Raw genomic sequence first — 17,855 nt, 5'->3', positions numbered from 1 at the left:
ACGGCACTCCAGCAGATGCCGAACCAACATCATGCATAACCGAACGCTTTCATCAGCTGGGCACCTCGTCCTTGTACCAGGTCCTGTAACTCGGCGTTTCCAAGTTCGGAGCGCCATCTCCCGCTCCCGTCATAGATCGGCTGATTGACCTGTTGGTTTCGGAGCACCTCGTGTGGCGTCTCGACGCTGGCGTCGGTCGGCTTGAACCATTGCTGCGGGTTCTTGTGGTAGTCGAGGAGATCCGGGCTGAAGGTCACATCAAGAAAGCCGCATATCTGCTCGACGACTTTGGCCGGATTCTCGACCAGATCCTCATAGCGATAGATCAGCACATCCGGCTTTCCCCGTTCCGCGAGAACCAGCGCATTGTCGTTGATCCAGCGGTCGAGAGCCTCCTGTGGGTCGTCAAGTCGTTTGGTCAGCGACGCCACGACGTCGCGCCCATCTCGCACCGGCATGATGAAACGCGCGCCGGGTACGAGCCGGCGAATGCGGGCCACACGGCGGATATGCCGCGGTGTCTTTTCAAGCAGCACTTTCTTTCCAGCCTCGCGCGCCGCCCGCTTCAGTTTCCAGAAGCGGAACATGGCCAGTGGCGTCCACTTGAAGAAAATGTTGGTTTCCTGAAGCGGCAGGTAGACGTCAGGATGCGACGCAAGGATCGTCGCAATCAACGTCGTCCCGCTATGGCCGCAGCCGCAAATGAATCCGGTCCGCATCACCATGTCGGCAATGCCCCCTAACCCAAGGCGACCCGGGCGCGGTTATCGACGCGAGCGTAGCACAAGCCGTTCGTGCTAAAGACCTTGTCCAGCTTCTCCCAATATTCGAACTTGGCTAACTGCTCGTCACAATAGGCCACGTCGTTCTCGGAAAGATATTCGCCGTAACCGCCTATCTTACCCTTGCGCACCTTGAAGCTTTCGGGATCATTCGCATCGCGCGGCTGTAATATCTTGCCGTATCGATCGGACAGATCACCGGTCGATTCACTCACTTTCATCTTGTCGAAGGTTCGGTTGTTCGCCACGTCGACAAGCGTCTGATCGTCAGCCTGCTGGTTCAGGAATCCAAGGATCGCGCGAAGGACACCAGCCGTATCCCGATGCATATCTTCATATTGAAGATACCGGATTTCGCGCATCCGGGGCATGGCCGCGAACCAATGCAGATTGAATCTGATGATCTTTTCAATCCCATGATTGTCGCTTCTGATAAAATCACTGAACGATCCGGCTGGAAGCATGTGGCGCTTCTGAACCTGAAAGTACCCTGAGACCACCGTATCTCTTGGATCGCGAACAAGCATTATTGTTCTTCTCTTCTTGTATCGAGATTTATTCTCCTTGAGGCTCGATTTTGGTCGAAGTAACTTGTGGTCGGTTCCGTCGTGAATGTATTGAACTTCAACTCCGAGATCGTCCAGCATGACACGCAGCCACGTGCGCCCTGATTTTGGAAAGGATACGATAAGAGGAAGAGGCGGCGCTTTGGCCTGGAAAAATTTTAGAAAGGACATGGGAGAGACCTCCTTTAGATTATCAGAGCTGGCGCCCGAACCGCTGCAGGCCAGACCAACCCCATTACTGGGCGCCTAAGCCTACGGCTGATTCGAACACAAGGCAGAAATGCCGGCAAGAATTGCGATCCTCTGCGGGGCGAATTGGCCTTTACTATATCCCGGTTCGGAATGCCTTATGTTTTTTGGCCTGTTGCGACGAGTGTTCGACACGGGCGCTCCATTCCGCGATCCGTCGGCCGAACGCTTAATGCGGATCGCGTCGATGCGTATTCAGTGACGCGCTTTCGGACGACATGCATTAGCCACTCACTTTTGTGATCCATGGCGCCAGGATGGCCTCGGCCTCGCTCATCACCACGGACCAGGGGCGTTCCCGTTTCGAGACCAGCACGGCCGATGGATAGTAGGGCGTGCGGTCGCCCTCGACCGGCCAGGAGCGCTTGAAGCCGTCGCCCAGAATGAAAACCGAGGGGATGCCGAGCGCGCCCGCCAGATGCGCTCCGGTATTGCTGATGGTCACCACGGCGTCCATCGCGGCAACCTGCGCGGCGAAAAGGTCCATGTCGACGAGCTGATCGACCGATCTGTCATAAAGAATGCGCTCCGGCTCACCGTCGGTCAGGATCTTCAGATCGGTCTCGATCTGGCCGTACTGCAGCGAGACGAACCGGAGGTCCCGGCGGCCGATCAGGTTTCGCCAGGCGGCAAGCGGCGGCAGGTCTTTGCCGGGATTGGAGCTGCCCCATGCGACACCGACCAACGGCCGCCCTTCCTTCCGGTAGCGGGCGCGAAGTTCAGCGACCCGGGCCGGATCCGGCTTAAGGGGCACGAAATGCTCGCGGATCGTCGCCTCGTCGGTCTCGAAAACGGCAGTCAGATGCTGGACGCCGGCGAAGGCCTGCGCCTCGGCATAGACGGCCTTGCCGCCAGCACCGACCGGCCGCACATCGGCAGTTGGAAAAGTGCGCTGAAAGAGCGGTACCAGGCGGCGCTCGACGAGGACGATCGAACGGGCGGCGCGCGCCAGGGCACAGCCGACGGAGCTGGCATGATGGATCGCGGTGGCCAGACCCTGCTTTTCGGTTTCCATCAGATCGATCAGCAGTGTCTGGCCAGAAATATCCTGGCCCAGCCACTCGCCATCGACGCGGCCGTTGACGATGTGGCGTCGTGCAATCCTGAGTTCGGCGGCTGCGCCATAGGCGCCCATCCGCATCAGCGCCTTGCTGAGCTCGTCGATCAGGTGGACCTCGCCCCTCGATTTCGCAATGGATCCAAGAGCCAGGGCTTTCGGCAGTGCCGCCGGCCAATCGCGGGACTCGACGCTTCGCCGATAATCCGCCATCTGATCGGCAATGTCGCCGTCACGCCAGCGAAGGAAGAGCTGCCGCCGGTGACGTCGGAACCAGACCTTGTATTTGTAGCCTGCAAGCGCGACAGCGCGGCGCAACCGGCCGAGAAGTAGGCTACCTTCCATCGCCAGCTCCGCCGATGATTTGCATGACCCGTCCGCCTGCTTCCTGCACTGCCGACGCCCAGGTTCGGCCGCCTTTTCGGACCAGTCGAACGCTCGGATATGCGGCGACGGTCTCGCCGAAGGCAGGCCAGGACAGTCGAAACCCGTCGTCGAGCATGACAACCGTCGGCACGCCGAGCGCTCCGGCCAGGTTGGCGCCGGTATTGCTGACCGTCACCACTGCGTCGAGCGCCGCGATTTGGGCGGCAAAGCGGTCCATGTCCGTCAACTGGTCGACGGAAGCGTCATGGATGATGCGGCCCGGCGCGTGGCGCTCGAACTCGGAGAGAGCCGGCCCGACATCGCCATATTGCAAGCTGACGAGGCGCCCCGGCAGGCTGCCGAACAGCGTCCGCCAATCGTCCAGAGCCGGCAGATCCTTGCTCTTGTTCAGGCTTCCCCAGGCAAATCCGATCAGCGGACCTGGGCCGCCATCGAGATAGGTGCCGCGCAGCTCGGCAACCAGTCGGCGGTCCGGCTCCAGCGGAACGAAGGGCGCGCGTGCCGCCGGGTCGTCCGGCCAGAAATGCTTTGCGAGTGTCTCGAAACCGGCAACGACATCGGCGTCCACTGCCGCCATGTCCTCTTCCCCTTCAATCCTAACATCGAGCGCAGGATATGTTCTGCGATAAAGCGGTGCCAGTCGCGGCTCGACGAAGACGATGCATCGACCGGCAGCCGCGACGACTGGACCAAGCAGCGACGCGAACTGGAAAAAGATCGCCAGGTCGCCTTCGCGACGATCGACGAGAAGCGTGCGACCCGCAAGATCACTGCCATCCCAATCGGGTCTGCCGCGCTGCTTGCTCGCCGCCATCAACTGCCAGATGCGATTTCCGCCGTCGAGACGCCTCAGTCCGCGCCCCGCTTTCTTGATCAGGCCGAGATCGCCAAGCTGCTCACCAAGCGCGCCAAGCGCCAGTGCATGGTCGCGAGCAGTTTGCCAGTCACCACGCTGCACGCTTTCCTCCATCAGCCTCATATGCCTTTCGGCACTTTCGTCGGCGTGGCGCGAGGGACGTCTAAGAAGTTCCTTTGCCCGCTCGAGAACCTTCTGCAGCCGCTTGCCGGCGGCGCCTTGCGGGCGCAGATCGGCGGTTTTTGCTTTCTGAAGGATGGTTCGTCTGTTCTGCACGGCGATGTTCTATCGTCCTCGGGGAGCGTCGGAAAGCGCCGTCAGGATCGATGAGAGCCGCCGGCCGGCCTCGTCGAGCACCAGCGACCAAGTGCGCCCCTCCTTGCGAATGACAATGCCCTTCGGATACCAGGGTGTCCGGTCGCCGGTCACCGGCCATGCCGTCTGAAAATTATCGTCGATGAGGAAAACAGTCGGCACGCCAAGGGCTCCGGCAAGATGGGCCGCCGTATTGCTGATCGTCACGACAGCATCGAGTGCGGCGACCTGTGCCGCGAAACCGTCCATGTCGACCATCTGGTCGACGCCGTCGTCAAAGATCAGACGCGCTTCATTGCCGTTGCGAAGGCGCCGCAACGCCGGCTTGATCTGTCCGTACTGGAGCGAAACGAAGGTCGCTTGTGTCTGGGCGATGAACCGTGCCCATTCAGGAAAATCAGGCACGTCCTTGGTGTGGGATTTGCTGCCCCAGGAGAGGCCGACCAGCGGCAGATCCGTCATCGCCCGATAGCGCTTGCGGAATGTCTCGACGTGTTCAGGATCTGCCCGCAGCGGCACGAAGTCGGCAGCAAGCTTTTCGGCATCGCGTCCGAACACCCAGGCGAGATCTTCGAAAGTCGCACGTTTGTTGGCGACCACATTCCGCTGCGCCGGGACCACGGTCGCCTTCGGGAACGTTCGCTGCAGAATTGGTACCAGGCGCGGCTCGACCCGGATTGTTGCGCTTTGCGCATAGGCAGCGGCAGCGCCGGCCAGTCGCGCGTGGCGGATAACCCGGCCAAGGCTGCGCGGGTCATCCTCCACAAGGTCGATCAGCAGTGTATCCGATCCGAGATTCTCGCCGGTCCACTCGTTCGCGCTTTTCCCTTTCCGCAGCCGGCGAGCGGAAAGCCGAAGCTCAGCTGCCCGCGCAAAGTTGCCAAGCCGTTCGAATGCCTGGCCCGCCTTCTGCATCAGCTCCGGGTCGCGATTATGATCGGCCGCGACAGCTATCTCATTGGTACCGGCTTCAAGGCCTTTCCAGTCCCTGCGAACGATCAGGGCCTCAACCCTGGCTTGCAGCTCAAGAATGGACCGCGGCTGCTTGGGGCCGGAAAACAACCTGCGCACCGCCTTTTTGTACCGGCGCACCTGAAGGCCCAGTCCACCAATCACATACCGAACATAGGAACCGTGATAAAAGCTGGTCATCGGCCTTCAGCGCAATACGCTCTGCCGCAGCTTTTTGCCGCTTTCGACCATCGGATCGGGCGTCTCCAGGTGGAATATCGAACGATATATCTCGCTGTGCTTGGCAAGCTGGTCATGCGTTCCAGCATCGACAAGCTGTCCGGCGTCAAATACGAGAATACGATCGGCCGCCTTGATTGTAGACAGCCTGTGCGCAATGCAGATCACTGTGCGCTGAAATGTGTTGTCGAAGGCTGCCTCCATGACTGCCCGTTCGTTTTCACCGTCAAGCGCCGATGTCGCTTCATCATAGACGATTACCGCAGCATTCTTGAGCAGGGCGCGTGCGATGGCGACGCGTTGTTTCTGCCCGCCCGACAGATTGGTGCCGCTCGGCCCGACAAGCGTGTCGAGCCCGTTTTCGAGCGCCGAAGCGAAGCTGGTGACCCGGGCGAGGTTCGCAGCGGACTCGATTTCCTGATCCGTGGCGTTCGGGCGGCCGTCGCGAATGTTGTCGCGGATCGAGCCTTCGAACAGGAAGACGTCCTGTGACACCAGTGCGATATTATCGCGAACGTCGGCCAGGCTGATCTTCGAAATGTCCTTTCCGTCGATCAGGATCCTGCCCTTGTCCGGCTCCATCAGGCGCAGGATCAGATTGACGATGGTGGTCTTGCCGGCGCCGGAGCGGCCGACGATCGCCAGCTTCTCACGAGGTCGCACGTCGAAGGAAACACCCTCGAGCGCCGGGCTGTTGCCGTCATAGGAAAAGGCCACATCTTCAAAGCGGATACCACCATCGACGTCGGCCAGGCGCTCGCCCGCGATTGCAAGTCGCCGCTGCTCGGGCGTGTCGATCAAATCATACATCTGTTCGACGGCGACCATTTGCTTCTGGATGTCGACATTGACCCGGGCCAACCGCTTGGCAGGCTCATAGGCAAGCAGGAACGCGGTAATGAAGGCCATGAATTCGCCGGGCGTCTTGCCGTTGCCGAGGGTCTGCCAGCTGGCGTACATAACGAAAAGCCCGATGATCACGCCGCCGCCGGTCTCCATCAATGGGCTCATCAATGCTGACGTCCGGTTGATCTGGATGCCACGTCTTTCCATCTTGCGGACGGCCTTTGCAAAGCTGGCAACCGCCTTGTCCTCGAGCTGGAAGGACTTGATGGTGCGGATGCCTTCGACGGCTTCCGTGCCGATCGACTGGACCTGTGCGGCCAATTCCGTCTCGCCCCTCGCCAGCGCCTTGAGCTTCCTGGTTATCGCGCCGACTGACAGGAACAGCATCGGCAGAACCGCCACGGATATTAGCGACATTACCGGGTCCTGCTTGACCATGACGCTGGCCAAGGCAATCAGGGTCAGCAGATCAGAGACGGCGCTGCTCGTGAGGGTGAGAATAACGGTCGCCCCGGCGCGCGCGTTGAACATGATCTTGGAGATAAATTTTGCCGGATGCTGGTTCGCGAAACGGCTGATGTCGAAATACACCATTCGGGAAAATTGACGGTTTTGAAGGTCTGAAACGATAGCCCGGCGAATCTTCCCCGTGGTGATGGTCTGGCAGTAGGCAGCTATGCCCTTGACCAGGAAAATGCCGATAATGACGACGCTGATACCCGATACAGCGGCAGCGTCTCGCTCGACATAGATGGTGTTGATCATGACTTTCATGATCCAGGCCGCTGCCCCGGTCGCCGCAGCAGCAGCGATCGAGCACAGCAAACCTGTCACATACAGCATCTTGTGCGGCGGCAGATTTTCGCCAATCAGACGCTTGATCAGCGGATATGCTGGGGCCGTTGACACTCGTTTCTTTGCAATCATCTCGTCGCCGCCCGTTGCGATCCCGTCCGGTCTTTGTGTTGTCTTGAAGCGCGAAACGGTTTCGATCACCTGTCTGTGGCTTCGTTCCCGACCGCAGTCAATGCCGAACCGGACCCTTGCACGTCATCGGCTTACGACCGTCGGTTCCTCGCATACGAGCATAGCGGACCCAGCCACGCGGCTCTTGCGCCATTCGCTGTCGGCCGCGCTATGCCCGGTCAGTGTTTCGCGAGGACCATGAGATGGCTTCCAAGAGGCGAGGTGTGATTGCTTTTGATTGAAAAGCCCACATCCGAAAGCACCGCGATCATCTCTCTATCCTTGCCAGGAGGAACGCGGGCAACGATCGTTTGAGCACGCCTGGCGATATCGCACAGCACGCGTCGCGCCTTGTCCGCGCCGAGGCTCCACTGCATGTGATGGTAGACCGCCAGCAGCATGACGATGTCATACTGCGGTTGGAGAACATTTTGCAGCTTCCGGCTGCCAAGATCGAGACAATCGAACCGGCTTTGAACCGGACAACCCAGGAAGATCATCCTGGCCGTCTCGATATGCGGCTTGAGAATGTCGATCCCATGGATCGAACTCGGTCCTAGCTTGGATATCTCATAGGCGACAACACCCATGTTGCAGCCAACATCGAGAATGGACTTCCCGGCGTAGTCGACCTCTGCTGAGAATAGGCCGTCCAGTCGGTCGTCCCACGTTCCCTTGAATCTCTTTTGCTTATTTGACCACCACAAATCATTGTTCTCCAAAAGCGGCGCCGGACTGGTTTCCTTGACGGAGGACGACTGTGCGCTGGGCCTTGGCCCCGGACCAGTTGCTGGCGCGCAAACGACACTGTCCAGAATGTCCTGTAAACGTAACCGCGGGAGAAAGGAACTCCTGATCACAGCATCCTGCGAAGACGTTTCGGGAAGCTGACGAACATCAGCCCAACAGATCGACACATCGGTTGGAAACCGCAATGTCGCTTGGCGCCCCCTACCCGGGCCTGCCCTCGAGTTCCTGAAACGTACGCCCTTTCGGCAAGGCAAGCCATGTTTGTTCTTGCTTTGTGCCGGCAGCTATGCTACTAATTTGCCTATGGTGCTGATTTGCACCAACGACCGTCTTGCCGCGAGATGCGGTTTTTCAGCCAGGCTCGATCAAAGCTCGCCCGCATTGCCGGGCTTTTTGGCCAACAAGGTCGAGCGCCGGCCTTTTCGGCAGCTTCCGAGAAGGGAAATCGGAAAAGCAGCTTCCGGTTCTCGTCGCAGATTTCGAAGGAAAGGTCTGTCAGGACTGGGCTGCCGCTGAGCAGACCCTCGGCCAGGATTTCCTTGGCCGAAGCCATGGCGTTGTCCTGGGCGGCAGACAGGCCATCCAGGTCCTGCCCCTCGAAATCTTCCGTCAAGCGGCCGTCATTGTTGGTAGTGTCTCAGTTTGAAATTTGAGACCGGTCAGCCTATCAGAATGCATGAAGTCATATTTCTTGGTTGGGACAATAGGGAAGGCCCAAACTGAAGCGGAGTTGGACCGACAACTCCCCGGCCAACGGCACCCTTGGGTGCTACCCAGACTCGGTGGAGGCGATGCTATCGCCTACGTCAGTTTGGAAGCCAACGGGGATGTCCAAGTCGATGTTAGCGGTCGGCACCACCCGAAGGATCAAGTCGTATTGCGCCTGCTGCGATTGCTCCGAAATGAAGTCGGCGGCACTATCGAAGATGACGGCTAGATGCCGCGTTTTTGTACGGCCCACGCTTGCCCGGCTTCGGCCCCTCCAAGAAGAACAACGGCGAAGGCAAAGAAAAGATGCTCACTTGGACCACGCTGAGCTCATTAAATGAAAACGATCTCCTCTACCGTGGCGCGGTGTTTCGCTTCCGTGCAGTAACACCAATCGAAGAGATCCGAGAATATATGCTGTTTGAAACCTTCGAAGCATCCGGTCTAGGGCTTGTCCGGTGCAGCGGCTATGGCGCGGGCCACGTCTCGTCTATTTGCCGAAGGAAGCGAGGGCAAAGGGCGCAATGGCAATATCGCCAATTTGGCTTGCCTCGCATTGGCGCAAATGGATCGGTCATTCTACCCCAAGCGAAGTTTGGGTATCCAAGGCGGCGCGGGAGCCGCCGGAGCGGCTGCCAGCCAGTGATGCCTTCGAGATGAAGCCGGGCAATCTTCCGCCCGATAAAAAATGAATTCAAACTGAGACACTACCTCATTGTTTCAGAAATGAAAAAATATCTCGGCATGCCTGCTCCGGCTGGTTGGTTTATGTCGTCGCGAGCGGTCTCAGGAACAGCGTTGGATTCGTACAGGACAGCACTGTACGATTTTGACATCGGGATTCATGGCATTCAGGCCTTCATGCGTCAGGTCGATCGAACAGCACCCCCAGCCCATGCTCGAACGCACATGCCGCAATCATTTCGTCCAGGGCTTTTCCGGAGACCGGGCAATTCGGCATGACAGCCGTGATCGCCATCTCAGCCGCTGCGGTGGAAACCTCATCGTGGCGCCTCTTCCTGGTCTCGATATATTGCTCGATCAGAATTTTCAGGCGCCGCGCTGCAATCTCGTCAACGACCATCGTTCTCCCTCGATTCGGCACAATGTCCGTCTTCCGGGTGAAAGGTCCGCTGCCATTGGGTAGCAGCGGACCACTCGGCTGGGTGACCCAATGGCCCGAGGCGGGGGTCTCGGACCGTCACACAATAGCTTCGAGAGGCCACTCGTTCCACAGAACGCTGTCGTTGGTAATATTCGTACACTGAACATTGCCGCAGGCAGTCGGCGACTGTGCGATTTTTCGGCCAAGCTGCAGTCGCCGGATACCGGATCAGCTCCGGCTTTGATAGCTGTAGATGCCTGCGCCGATCGCGACCGCTCCTACGGTGATCAGAATCGATGGCACCCCCATCAACGTCGCGACGATCCCCCAGACGATGGCGACGGCGATTGCGCCGGCAGTTCCCAGGACCAGTCTAAGCCGTTTCGACATTATCCATTCCCCCAAAAAATGCATCTTTGGCCCTTCCGGTCGAAATACCGCAATGCGGCACCATTGTCTGCGCTTCGTCCAACTTTCTATGCCCGCCCCTGAGCCCGACCGCTGAGGCGTAAGCGATCCGTATGCGGCCCTGTTGCAAACACCCACTCGACAGCGAGGAAGCTTTGGGCGCGAGCCCGAGAAGCGAGGCGTCAGAAAGCGAGGTATCTATGCAAAATTTTCGGAATTTACTCCGGTTCTCGATCATGGCCATGGCGGCCACGACAACCGCAATAGTCATCACGGGCCTTACGCCTAAGACAACCGAAGCGACTTTGATTTGCCATAGGTTGGTCTGCCAGAAGGCGAGCAATGAACCCAGTGCCTTCGGCACCAAAAATCAGCGTAAATCCACCTGCGAAAATGTAAGCGAGGGCGCTAACAACCGTCCCTCCCCGCACAATGTCAACAAGGGGCCCATCGGCAGCTCAAGCAGCAGCGGTTCGAGCGGACAAGCAGTTCGAGTGGCCGCAGCGGCTCGAGCGGCAGCAGCGGATCAAGCGGCAGCGGTGCTTCGAGCGGCGGCAATGACGGCAGTAGCGGGTCCAGCAGCGGCAACGATGGGACAAGCAGCAGCGCCGCAAGCGGCTCCAGCGGTTCGAGCGGCGGCAGCAGCGGATCGACGGCGGCGGATCGACCAGCGGAACAGGCGGTACCAGCGGCGGTGGCCACTCTACTTGACCCATGCCGGCGACCTGGCGGCCGCCAACGGCAATCAATCCTCATAACAACGGGAGTAGTAGCTTGACGCTCCAACCGAAATCGGCGACCGCGCCCCTCACCGGCCCCGCAGGATTGCTTGGTCTTGCGCTGGCTGTCGCGATGCTCGTCGACAGAAGCTGGCCTGTGCATTTGCAGGCCATGAACGCGTCTGTTCGCAAAAGCGCGTCGGTCGCCGATCGGGCGCTCCGGCTGAATGCCACCCGTGATCTGACGGTCTGCGGCAGTTGGCGCGCCTATCGCCTCAGCGCGTGATCGCGATGCCGCTCCTCGCCGCTCATCGGCAACGGCCGATCGCCCTCGAGCAGGCGGGTGATCCGTGCGAAGCCGGTAAAAGCCTTTCGCGCTTCCTCGGCCGACATCCGGCCGGCCATGGCAGCAGCGCAGCAATTCACGGCGCACTGGTAAACCGGCCCGCGCCGCCCGGCCGGCCATTTTCGCAAGAATGCCATTGCTTCGGCAACGCTGTCGATCTCCTCCACGGGCTGTCCCTGTCCGCGCAAAATCCGCACAGGTGAAAAGAATTGCAAACGGTCCATCGTTCCTCCCCGTCGACCGGTTGCGTGCGATCGAACCCCACTAAACTCGCGAACCGGGCTTTGGTTCCCGGCAAAGAGGGCTTGGCTTGGAAAATGTTGGCCGGACCAGACGAGCAGCGGTGGAAACGCCCGGCAGCCCCTATCGGATGACATCTTGCCCCAATTGGATGACATCTTGCTATGGTACGGGAACGTTAGCGCGGCTGATGCATTTCGATGCCACGAACAGTCTTGTTTGAGGGAAATGCCAAAACATGAGAATAGCCCATGTGGCGCCGCTCCATGAATCCGTGCCACCCCGGTTCTATGGAGGGACGGAGCGCATCGTCTCCTATCTGACCGAGGGATTGGTCGAGCTTGGCCATGACGTGACCCTGTTCGCCAGCGGCGATACCAAGACATCGGCGAAATTGGTGGCGTGTCGCGAGCGCGCGCTCCGTCTCGATCCGCGCCCGCACAAATCCGAAACCGCGGCGCATCTCGCGATGCTCGCCGAGGTGAGGAACCGGGCGCAACAGTTCGACATCATCCATTTCCATCTCAGCCACTTCCTGCATTTTCCTTTCTTCGAACACATACCTGACCGCACGGTGACGACACCGCATGGCAGGCTCGACTATGTCGACCTGGCCCCGGCCTACGAACGTTTTCCGCGCTTTCCGATGATCTCGATTTCGCGCAGCCAGAGAACCGGGCTACCCACGGCCAATTGGCTGGCGACCATCCATCACGGGCTGCCGATCAATATCTACGAGCCGACTTTCGAGACGGATGCGGACGAGCCGTATCTGGCCTTTCTGGGCCGGCTGTCGCGCGACAAGCGGCCGGACCGTGCCATTGAGATCGCCTTGCGCTCCGGGCTGAAACTGAAGGTTGCGGCAAAGATCGGCGACGACGACCGCGCTTTTTTTCACGACACGGTCGAGCCGCTGATCGACGGCGACCGTGTCGACTACATCGGCGAGATCGAAGAGGACAGAAAAGCGGAATTCCTCGGCAAGGCGGCCGGCCTGCTGTTTCCGATCGATTGGCCGGAGCCGTTCGGTCTTGCCGCGATAGAGGCTATGGCCTGCGGCACGCCGGTGATCGCCTGGAAATGCGGTGCCCTGCCGGAGATCATCGACCACGGCGTGACCGGTTTCCTTGTCGATTCAGTCGATGCTGCTGTCGCCTCGATACCGGAATTGCTGCGCCTCGACAGGCGACAGGTGAGAGCCGTATTCGAAAACCGTTTTTCTGCCACGAGAATGGCCCACGACTATGTGACTGCCTATGCGCGCCTGATCGGCACTCCCGGTGAAGCGAGAGCGTCCTGATCGGCGTCATTGTGGACGTTGGAAACGAAACGACAGAGCTTGTGACGTATGAATCAACTCGACGAGCGTAAGCTTGATCCCGCTGTAGCCCTTGCCTCGCTCGACGAGGTTGCGCCCCGGGAGCCGCACCGACTGTTCGCCCTCAAGCAAGGCGACTGCTTCGCGGTGGCCGACGCTTATGGCGACATCCGCGGCGCCGGCGACGGCTTTTTCCGAGACGACACGCGTGTGCTTTCGGAATTCCGGCTGACGATCGGTGGCCGGCAAATGTCGCTGCTGGGCGCATCGCTCAGCCAGGACAATGTGCTTTTCACCTCGAACCTGACCAATCTGCCGATCCAGAGTGTCGGTGGCCGCGACATTCCGCAGGGCGCGATCCACATAGAACGCGTCAGGCTGCTTTGGCAGGACCGGCTGTTCGAGCGCATCACCCTTTCGAACTACAGCCAGGAATCGTCGGCCATTCGGGTTTCCTTGCATTTCGCAGCAGATTTCCGCGACATGTTCGAGGTGCGCGGTTCGACCCGGCTCAAGCGCGGAATAGCCCACGCCGCCGAGACCAGTCCGACATCCGTGGTGCTTCGATATGACGGGCTGGACCAGCTCGTACGCCTGTCGGCGATCTCGTTCTCGCAGGCGCCGGACAATTTGACCGCCAGCCGTGCGGATTTCCTGGTTGCGGTGACGAAGCGCAGTAGCGAGGTCCTCTATATCGAGGTCGGCCCGGAGGTGGCGGAGACACCCGACCGCGACCGTTTTCGGGCTGCCGCCGCCCGCGCTCGCTTCGGCATGCGCGCCAAACGCCGCCACGGCGCGACGGTGCACAGCTCCGGCCGCGTCTTCAACGACTGGATCGAACGCGCGCGCGCAGACGTGGCGTTGCTGACCACCGAGCTTGCAACCGGACCTTACCCCTATGCCGGCATACCCTGGTTCTCGACGGCGTTTGGCCGTGACGGGGTGATTTCCGCACTGCAGATGCTGTGGTTGAATCCTGGGCTGGCGCGCGGCGTACTTGCCTTTCTCGCCCAGCATCAGGCAACCGAAACGTCGCCGTTCAGCGATTCGCAGCCGGGCAAGATCATGCACGAGACCCGCAAGGGCGAGATGGCGGCGCTGCGGGAGCTCCCGTTCGGCCGCTATTACGGCGGTGTCGATACCACGCCGCTCTACATTCATCTCGCTTGCGCCTATGCGGATCGTACCGGCGACATGGCGTTCGTCGACAGCCTGTGGCCATCGCTCTGTGCAGCGGCCGAATGGACGGAAGAGACAAGCCGCGCGACCGGCTTCGTTACCTACCAGCGCGGCGCCGAGACCGGCCTCGCCAACCAGGGCTGGAAGGACAGTTTCGATTCCGTCTTCCATGCCGATGGCCGCATGCCCAAGGGGCCGATCGCCCTGGTCGAGGTGCAAGGCTACGTCTTTGCTGCGTTCCGTGGGCTGGCGGCGCTCGCCCGCCGCCGCGGCGAGGACGACAAGGCCGATCATTGGGAGGAACGCGCCGAAACCATGCGCGCCGCGGTGGAACGCCATTTCTGGATGGACGATCTCAATTTCTATGCACTGGCGATCGATGGTGCAGGCGAGCTCTGCAAGGTACGGACGTCGAATGCCGGCCATCTTCTCTATGTCGGGCTGCCCGAGCCGGAACGGGCGCAGATGGTCGCCGATCAGCTGCTCTCCGCGTCGTTCCACTCTGGTTGGGGAGTGAGGACGCTGGCCGACGATGCGATATTCTTCAATCCGATGTCCTACCACAATGGCTCGATCTGGCCGCACGACACCGCCATGTGCGGTGCCGGCCTGGCACGTTACGGCGTGCGCGACAGCGTGGTCCGGCTGATGAGCGGCACGTTCGAATCGGCTGTCCATTTCAACATGCGGCTGCCGGAACTGTTCTGCGGCTTTACCCGGTCGCCGGGCGAAGCGCCGATCGCCTATCCCGTCGCGTGCCTGCCGCAGGCCTGGTCGGCGGGATCGGCCTTCATGCTGATGCAGGCCTGCCTTGGCCTCGAAATCGACGGCTGGAAGAGCGAAATCCGGGTCACCCGCCCAAGGCTGCCGATCGGCATCGACACGCTGACATTGCGGCATCTGGGTGTCGGCTCGACGGTGGTCGACCTCACATTCCAGCGTGTCGGCGACCGGGTCGTCGCCTTTCTCGCCGATCGGTATGAGGGGATGGTGCCGCTCATCGTGCGCACTTGATGCCGCCGCGCTGCGACGCATCGAAATGATGCCCGGCATTGCAATCGTCCGGAACCGATAGCCTCTTTGTGCGTTGCAAAATGGGCAGCGGGGGATGCTGTCGTCGTCACACGGCAGCGAACCAGAAAAACAAACAGAAACGGCTATCGGCCGGCCGGAGGCGAGATCACATTCGATGTCAGATTATACTGTAAACCTGCTCTGGGTTTTGCTGATTGCAAGTTTTGGCTTTTCCGCTTTTGCCATTCTCCTATCGATATCCCGCCAGCGCCGCGGCCGCGCAACGGCGGCCGCATACACGCCGAGCGAGGATGTCGCGTCGGAAGCGGCACGCAAGGTGCTGCGCGAGTTCGAAAAGAACGGCCAATCGGCCGATGCGGCACTCGTCACGTGGTCGCCCGACACCTTGCGCAAGATCCTGGCCGATGACCTGCCGGACGCACAGGTCATCGTCGTGTCCAACCGCGAACCCTACATCCACAACATCAAGGATGACGGCGTGCAACTTTTAGTGCCGGCCAGCGGGCTGGTTTCGGCACTCGAGCCCATCACCCGCGCCTGTGCCGGCACCTGGATCGCCTATGGCGGCGGCACGGCAGACCGCCTCACAGTCGACAAGGACGACCGGGTGCAGGTGCCGCCAGGCAATCCGTCCTACACGCTGCGCAGGGTCTGGCTGACGGAGGAGGAATATCAAGGCTATTATCTGGGTTTCGCCAATGAGGGGCTATGGCCGCTTTGCCATATCGCCTTCACCCGCCCCGTGTTTCGCGCCTCGGACTGGGACGCCTACGAGGCCGTCAACCGCAAATTCGCCGATACGGTGGTTGCCGAAGCCCGCAACGAACGGCCGATCGTGCTAGTGCAGGACTACCATTTTGCGCTGCTGCCGCGCATGATTCGCCAGCGCCTGCCGGACGCGATAGTCATCACCTTCTGGCATATCCCCTGGCCCAATTCGGAAGTGTTCAGCATCTGTCCGTGGCGTGAGCGGATCCTGGAGGGACTGCTCGGCAGTTCGATCATCGGCTTTCATACCCAATTCCATGCCAACAACTTCACCGAAAGTGTCGACCGCTTTCTGGAGAGCCGGATCGAACGGGCAGACGCGGCAATCTCCTATGGTGGGCAGACCACATTGGTCCACGCCTATCCCATTTCCATAGAATGGCCGGCCCAATTGCTGGCAAAACTGCCGTCTGTCGAGGAGTGCCGCGCCCGTGTCCGCGACAGATTCGGCCTGTCAGCGGATACCAAACTGTGCATCGGAGTCGAGCGCCTCGACTACACGAAAGGCATTCTCGATCGCTTCCATGCCTTGGACGAATTGTTCACGAAATATCCCGAATGGATAGGCAAGGTGGTTTTCCTGCAGATCGCGGCGCCGAGCCGGGGGACATTGCCCGCCTACCAGCAACTCCACGACGAATGCCGCCGCTATGCCGACGAGCTCAACCGGCGCTATGGCAGCGAGACATACAGTCCTATCCTGATGGTCGCCGAACATCATCGGCAGGAGCAGGTCTACGAGGTCTATCGCGCCGCCGACATCTGCATGGTCACCAGCCTGCATGACGGCATGAACCTTGTCGCCAAGGAATTCGTCGCAGCGCGCGACGACGAACAGGGCGTGCTTTTGCTCAGCACCTTCGCCGGTGCGTCGCGCGAACTGCTGGAAGCACTGATCGTTAACCCCTACGATGCGGCCATGATGAGCGAGGCGCTGTTGCAGGCGCTGACGATGACGCCGGAAGAGCAGCGCGAACGTTTGCGGCCGATGCGTGAGATGGTCCGCGACAACAACGTCTACCGCTGGGCCGGCAGCATGCTGCTGGACGCCGCGCGCCTGCGCAAACGCGGCGATCTCGACAGGGTGACCGGAACCGGCGAGCGCCCGCCATCGAACACCAACAACGTCATCTCGATGTTCGAGCGGGCACGGAAGGCAGCATCGTGAAAAGCTTTGAACAACCGCCGGCGTTGAACCTGTCGGAAGGGCAATGGGCGCTCTTCCTCGACATCGACGGAACCTTGCTGGAACACGCTGCCCATCCCGACGCGGTGTTCGTCGGCGAGGAATTGCGCAATCTGCTTGGACGCATCGAGCGGCGGCTGGATGGTGCGGTCGCTTTCATCACCGGCCGATCGATCCCCGCCGTGGACAAGCTGTTCCATCCGCTGAAGCTGCGGATCGCCGGACTATATGGGCTGGAGCACCGGCTGACGCCGACGGGTCCCATCGATGCCGCCGACGCGCCGGCCGACATCGCCGCCCTTGCCGACGAGATCGAGGCCGAACTGGGCAGCGGCAAGGTCTATGTCGAGCGCAAGGGGCCGGTCCTTGCCGTTCATACAAGAGCAGCACCGCAACTGCTTGCGCCCGCAATCCAGCTCGTCGAACAGGCATTGGCCCGGCTTCCGAAGGGTTATCGGGTGCTTCCGGGAAACGCCGGCGTCGAGCTCATGCCCCTGGAAGCCGTCAAAGGTGCAGCCATCCGGCGTTTTATGGACATTCCGCCCTTTGTCGGCCGGCGGCCGATATTCCTCGGAGACGATACATCGGACGAACACGGTTTCGAGGCGATCAATGAAATTGGCGGCATCTCCATCCGCGTGAAGCCGAACGGGCCGACGGCCGCAAACTATGCCCTCGACGACGTGACCGGCGCAATAGCCTGGCTCAAGGCCAGTTTCGAGACATCGGCGGTCTCCGGTGCTCTACCGGCCGACAAGCAGGCAGAGACCGAATCAAGGGCGAAGATCAACATCGCAGCCACGGCATCGTCCGGCCGATAAGCGCGGTTCTCATTGAATGTCTTTAAGGCCAAAGCCGGCAAATCGTCTGCTTGCCGG

17 protein-coding genes are annotated in these 17,855 nt (G+C 60.5%); 5 read left to right on the top strand and 12 right to left on the bottom strand.

What is annotated here, in order from left to right:
* Positions 1–29: 29 nt before the first annotated feature.
* The 11 genes from NKJ17_RS11330 to NKJ17_RS11285 all read right to left on the bottom strand — a co-directional run bounded on the left by NKJ17_RS11330 (position 30) and on the right by NKJ17_RS11285 (position 10,888).
* Complete coding sequence (locus NKJ17_RS11330; RefSeq protein WP_352688358.1) at positions 30–719, bottom strand: sulfotransferase family protein; 690 nt, start codon at positions 717–719, stop codon at positions 30–32.
* Positions 720–739: 20 nt separating this feature from the next.
* A complete protein-coding gene (locus NKJ17_RS11325) occupies positions 740–1,519 on the bottom strand; it encodes a sulfotransferase domain-containing protein (protein WP_352688356.1) in 780 nt (259 codons plus the stop codon).
* A 301-nt stretch (positions 1,520–1,820) separates the two neighbouring features.
* Positions 1,821–2,999 (bottom strand): glycosyltransferase family 9 protein, encoded by a 1,179-nt coding sequence (locus NKJ17_RS11320; protein WP_352507293.1) that lies wholly within the window; start codon positions 2,997–2,999, stop codon positions 1,821–1,823.
* Positions 2,989–4,173, bottom strand: coding sequence for a glycosyltransferase family 9 protein (locus NKJ17_RS11315; RefSeq protein WP_352507294.1), 1,185 nt, complete (start codon positions 4,171–4,173; stop codon positions 2,989–2,991). Before NKJ17_RS11315 ends, NKJ17_RS11320 begins: the two co-directional genes overlap by 11 nt.
* Positions 4,174–4,182: 9 nt before the next feature.
* On the bottom strand, positions 4,183–5,364 hold the full coding sequence (locus tag NKJ17_RS11310) for a glycosyltransferase family 9 protein (protein WP_352507296.1): 1,182 nt from the start codon (positions 5,362–5,364) through the stop codon (positions 4,183–4,185).
* Between the two features lie 6 nt (positions 5,365–5,370).
* Positions 5,371–7,158 (bottom strand): ABC transporter ATP-binding protein, encoded by a 1,788-nt coding sequence (locus NKJ17_RS11305; RefSeq protein WP_352688353.1) that lies wholly within the window; start codon positions 7,156–7,158, stop codon positions 5,371–5,373.
* Positions 7,159–7,394: 236 nt separating this feature from the next.
* Positions 7,395–7,937, bottom strand: a complete 543-nt coding sequence (locus NKJ17_RS11300) for a class I SAM-dependent methyltransferase (RefSeq protein ID WP_254817280.1) — start codon at positions 7,935–7,937, stop codon at positions 7,395–7,397.
* Positions 7,938–8,266: 329 nt separating this feature from the next.
* Positions 8,267–8,578 carry a DUF6894 family protein gene (locus NKJ17_RS34030; protein ID WP_502896086.1) on the bottom strand — a complete coding sequence of 104 codons (312 nt, stop codon included), beginning with the start codon at positions 8,576–8,578 and terminating at the stop codon, positions 8,267–8,269.
* A gap of 954 nt (positions 8,579–9,532) precedes the next feature.
* Positions 9,533–9,757 (bottom strand): hypothetical protein, encoded by a 225-nt coding sequence (locus NKJ17_RS11295; protein ID WP_352507298.1) that lies wholly within the window; start codon positions 9,755–9,757, stop codon positions 9,533–9,535.
* Between the two features lie 249 nt (positions 9,758–10,006).
* Positions 10,007–10,168: a hypothetical protein gene (locus tag NKJ17_RS11290; RefSeq protein WP_352507299.1), complete on the bottom strand. Its 162-nt coding sequence runs from the start codon at positions 10,166–10,168 to the stop codon at positions 10,007–10,009.
* Positions 10,169–10,621: 453 nt separating this feature from the next.
* Positions 10,622–10,888, bottom strand: coding sequence for a hypothetical protein (locus NKJ17_RS11285; protein WP_352507300.1), 267 nt, complete (start codon positions 10,886–10,888; stop codon positions 10,622–10,624).
* A 72-nt stretch (positions 10,889–10,960) separates the two neighbouring features.
* On the opposite strand from NKJ17_RS11285, the gene NKJ17_RS11280 reads away from it, so the two are divergent.
* On the top strand, positions 10,961–11,191 hold the full coding sequence (locus NKJ17_RS11280) for a hypothetical protein (protein WP_352507301.1): 231 nt from the start codon (positions 10,961–10,963) through the stop codon (positions 11,189–11,191).
* On the opposite strand, the gene NKJ17_RS11275 is transcribed toward NKJ17_RS11280, so the two are convergent.
* The gene (locus tag NKJ17_RS11275) at positions 11,173–11,475 is read right to left on the bottom strand and encodes a DUF982 domain-containing protein (RefSeq protein ID WP_352507302.1); all 303 of its coding nucleotides are present in this window, start codon (positions 11,473–11,475) and stop codon (positions 11,173–11,175) included. The two genes, NKJ17_RS11280 and NKJ17_RS11275, sit on opposite strands and share 19 nt — an antisense overlap.
* A 254-nt stretch (positions 11,476–11,729) precedes the next feature.
* Here NKJ17_RS11275 and NKJ17_RS11270 point away from each other — a divergent pair, with 254 nt between their 5' ends.
* The 4 genes from NKJ17_RS11270 (at position 11,730) to otsB (ending at position 17,798) form a co-directional block, all read left to right on the top strand.
* Complete coding sequence (locus NKJ17_RS11270) at positions 11,730–12,791, top strand: glycosyltransferase family 4 protein (RefSeq protein WP_352507303.1); 1,062 nt, start codon at positions 11,730–11,732, stop codon at positions 12,789–12,791.
* Positions 12,792–12,839: 48 nt separating this feature from the next.
* A complete protein-coding gene (locus tag NKJ17_RS11265) occupies positions 12,840–15,002 on the top strand; it encodes an amylo-alpha-1,6-glucosidase (RefSeq protein WP_352478897.1) in 2,163 nt (720 codons plus the stop codon).
* Between the two features lie 175 nt (positions 15,003–15,177).
* A complete protein-coding gene (locus tag NKJ17_RS11260; RefSeq protein WP_254817288.1) occupies positions 15,178–16,959 on the top strand; it encodes an alpha,alpha-trehalose-phosphate synthase (UDP-forming) in 1,782 nt (593 codons plus the stop codon).
* Entirely contained in the window at positions 16,956–17,798 is an 843-nt protein-coding gene (gene otsB / locus NKJ17_RS11255; RefSeq protein WP_352507304.1) for a trehalose-phosphatase, read from the top strand. The genes NKJ17_RS11260 and otsB overlap by 4 nt, the downstream gene beginning before the upstream one ends.
* Positions 17,799–17,855 lie beyond the last annotated feature (57 nt).

The organism is Mesorhizobium sp. M0208 (assembly GCF_040322015.1).
In the GTDB taxonomy this organism is placed as follows: domain Bacteria; phylum Pseudomonadota; class Alphaproteobacteria; order Rhizobiales; family Rhizobiaceae; genus Mesorhizobium.
This window is presented reverse-complemented; position numbering and strand designations above follow the sequence as displayed.

What these genes read in the sequence shown, in the direction of transcription:
- NKJ17_RS11330 (WP_352688358.1), bottom strand. Translation starts at nt 719, where the DNA reads ATGCGGACCGGATTCATTTGCGGCTGCGGCCATAGCGGGACGACGTTG.
- NKJ17_RS11310 (WP_352507296.1), bottom strand. Translation starts at nt 5,364, where the DNA reads ATGACCAGCTTTTATCACGGTTCCTATGTTCGGTATGTGATTGGTGGA.
- NKJ17_RS11270 (WP_352507303.1), top strand. Translation starts at nt 11,730, where the DNA reads ATGAGAATAGCCCATGTGGCGCCGCTCCATGAATCCGTGCCACCCCGG.
- NKJ17_RS11320 (WP_352507293.1), bottom strand. Translation starts at nt 2,999, where the DNA reads ATGGAAGGTAGCCTACTTCTCGGCCGGTTGCGCCGCGCTGTCGCGCTT.
- NKJ17_RS11295 (WP_352507298.1), bottom strand. Translation starts at nt 9,757, where the DNA reads ATGGTCGTTGACGAGATTGCAGCGCGGCGCCTGAAAATTCTGATCGAG.
- NKJ17_RS11260 (WP_254817288.1), top strand. Translation starts at nt 15,178, where the DNA reads ATGTCAGATTATACTGTAAACCTGCTCTGGGTTTTGCTGATTGCAAGT.
- NKJ17_RS11325 (WP_352688356.1), bottom strand. Translation starts at nt 1,519, where the DNA reads ATGTCCTTTCTAAAATTTTTCCAGGCCAAAGCGCCGCCTCTTCCTCTT.
- NKJ17_RS11265 (WP_352478897.1), top strand. Translation starts at nt 12,840, where the DNA reads ATGAATCAACTCGACGAGCGTAAGCTTGATCCCGCTGTAGCCCTTGCC.
- NKJ17_RS11290 (WP_352507299.1), bottom strand. Translation starts at nt 10,168, where the DNA reads ATGTCGAAACGGCTTAGACTGGTCCTGGGAACTGCCGGCGCAATCGCC.
- NKJ17_RS11275 (WP_352507302.1), bottom strand. Translation starts at nt 11,475, where the DNA reads ATGGACCGTTTGCAATTCTTTTCACCTGTGCGGATTTTGCGCGGACAG.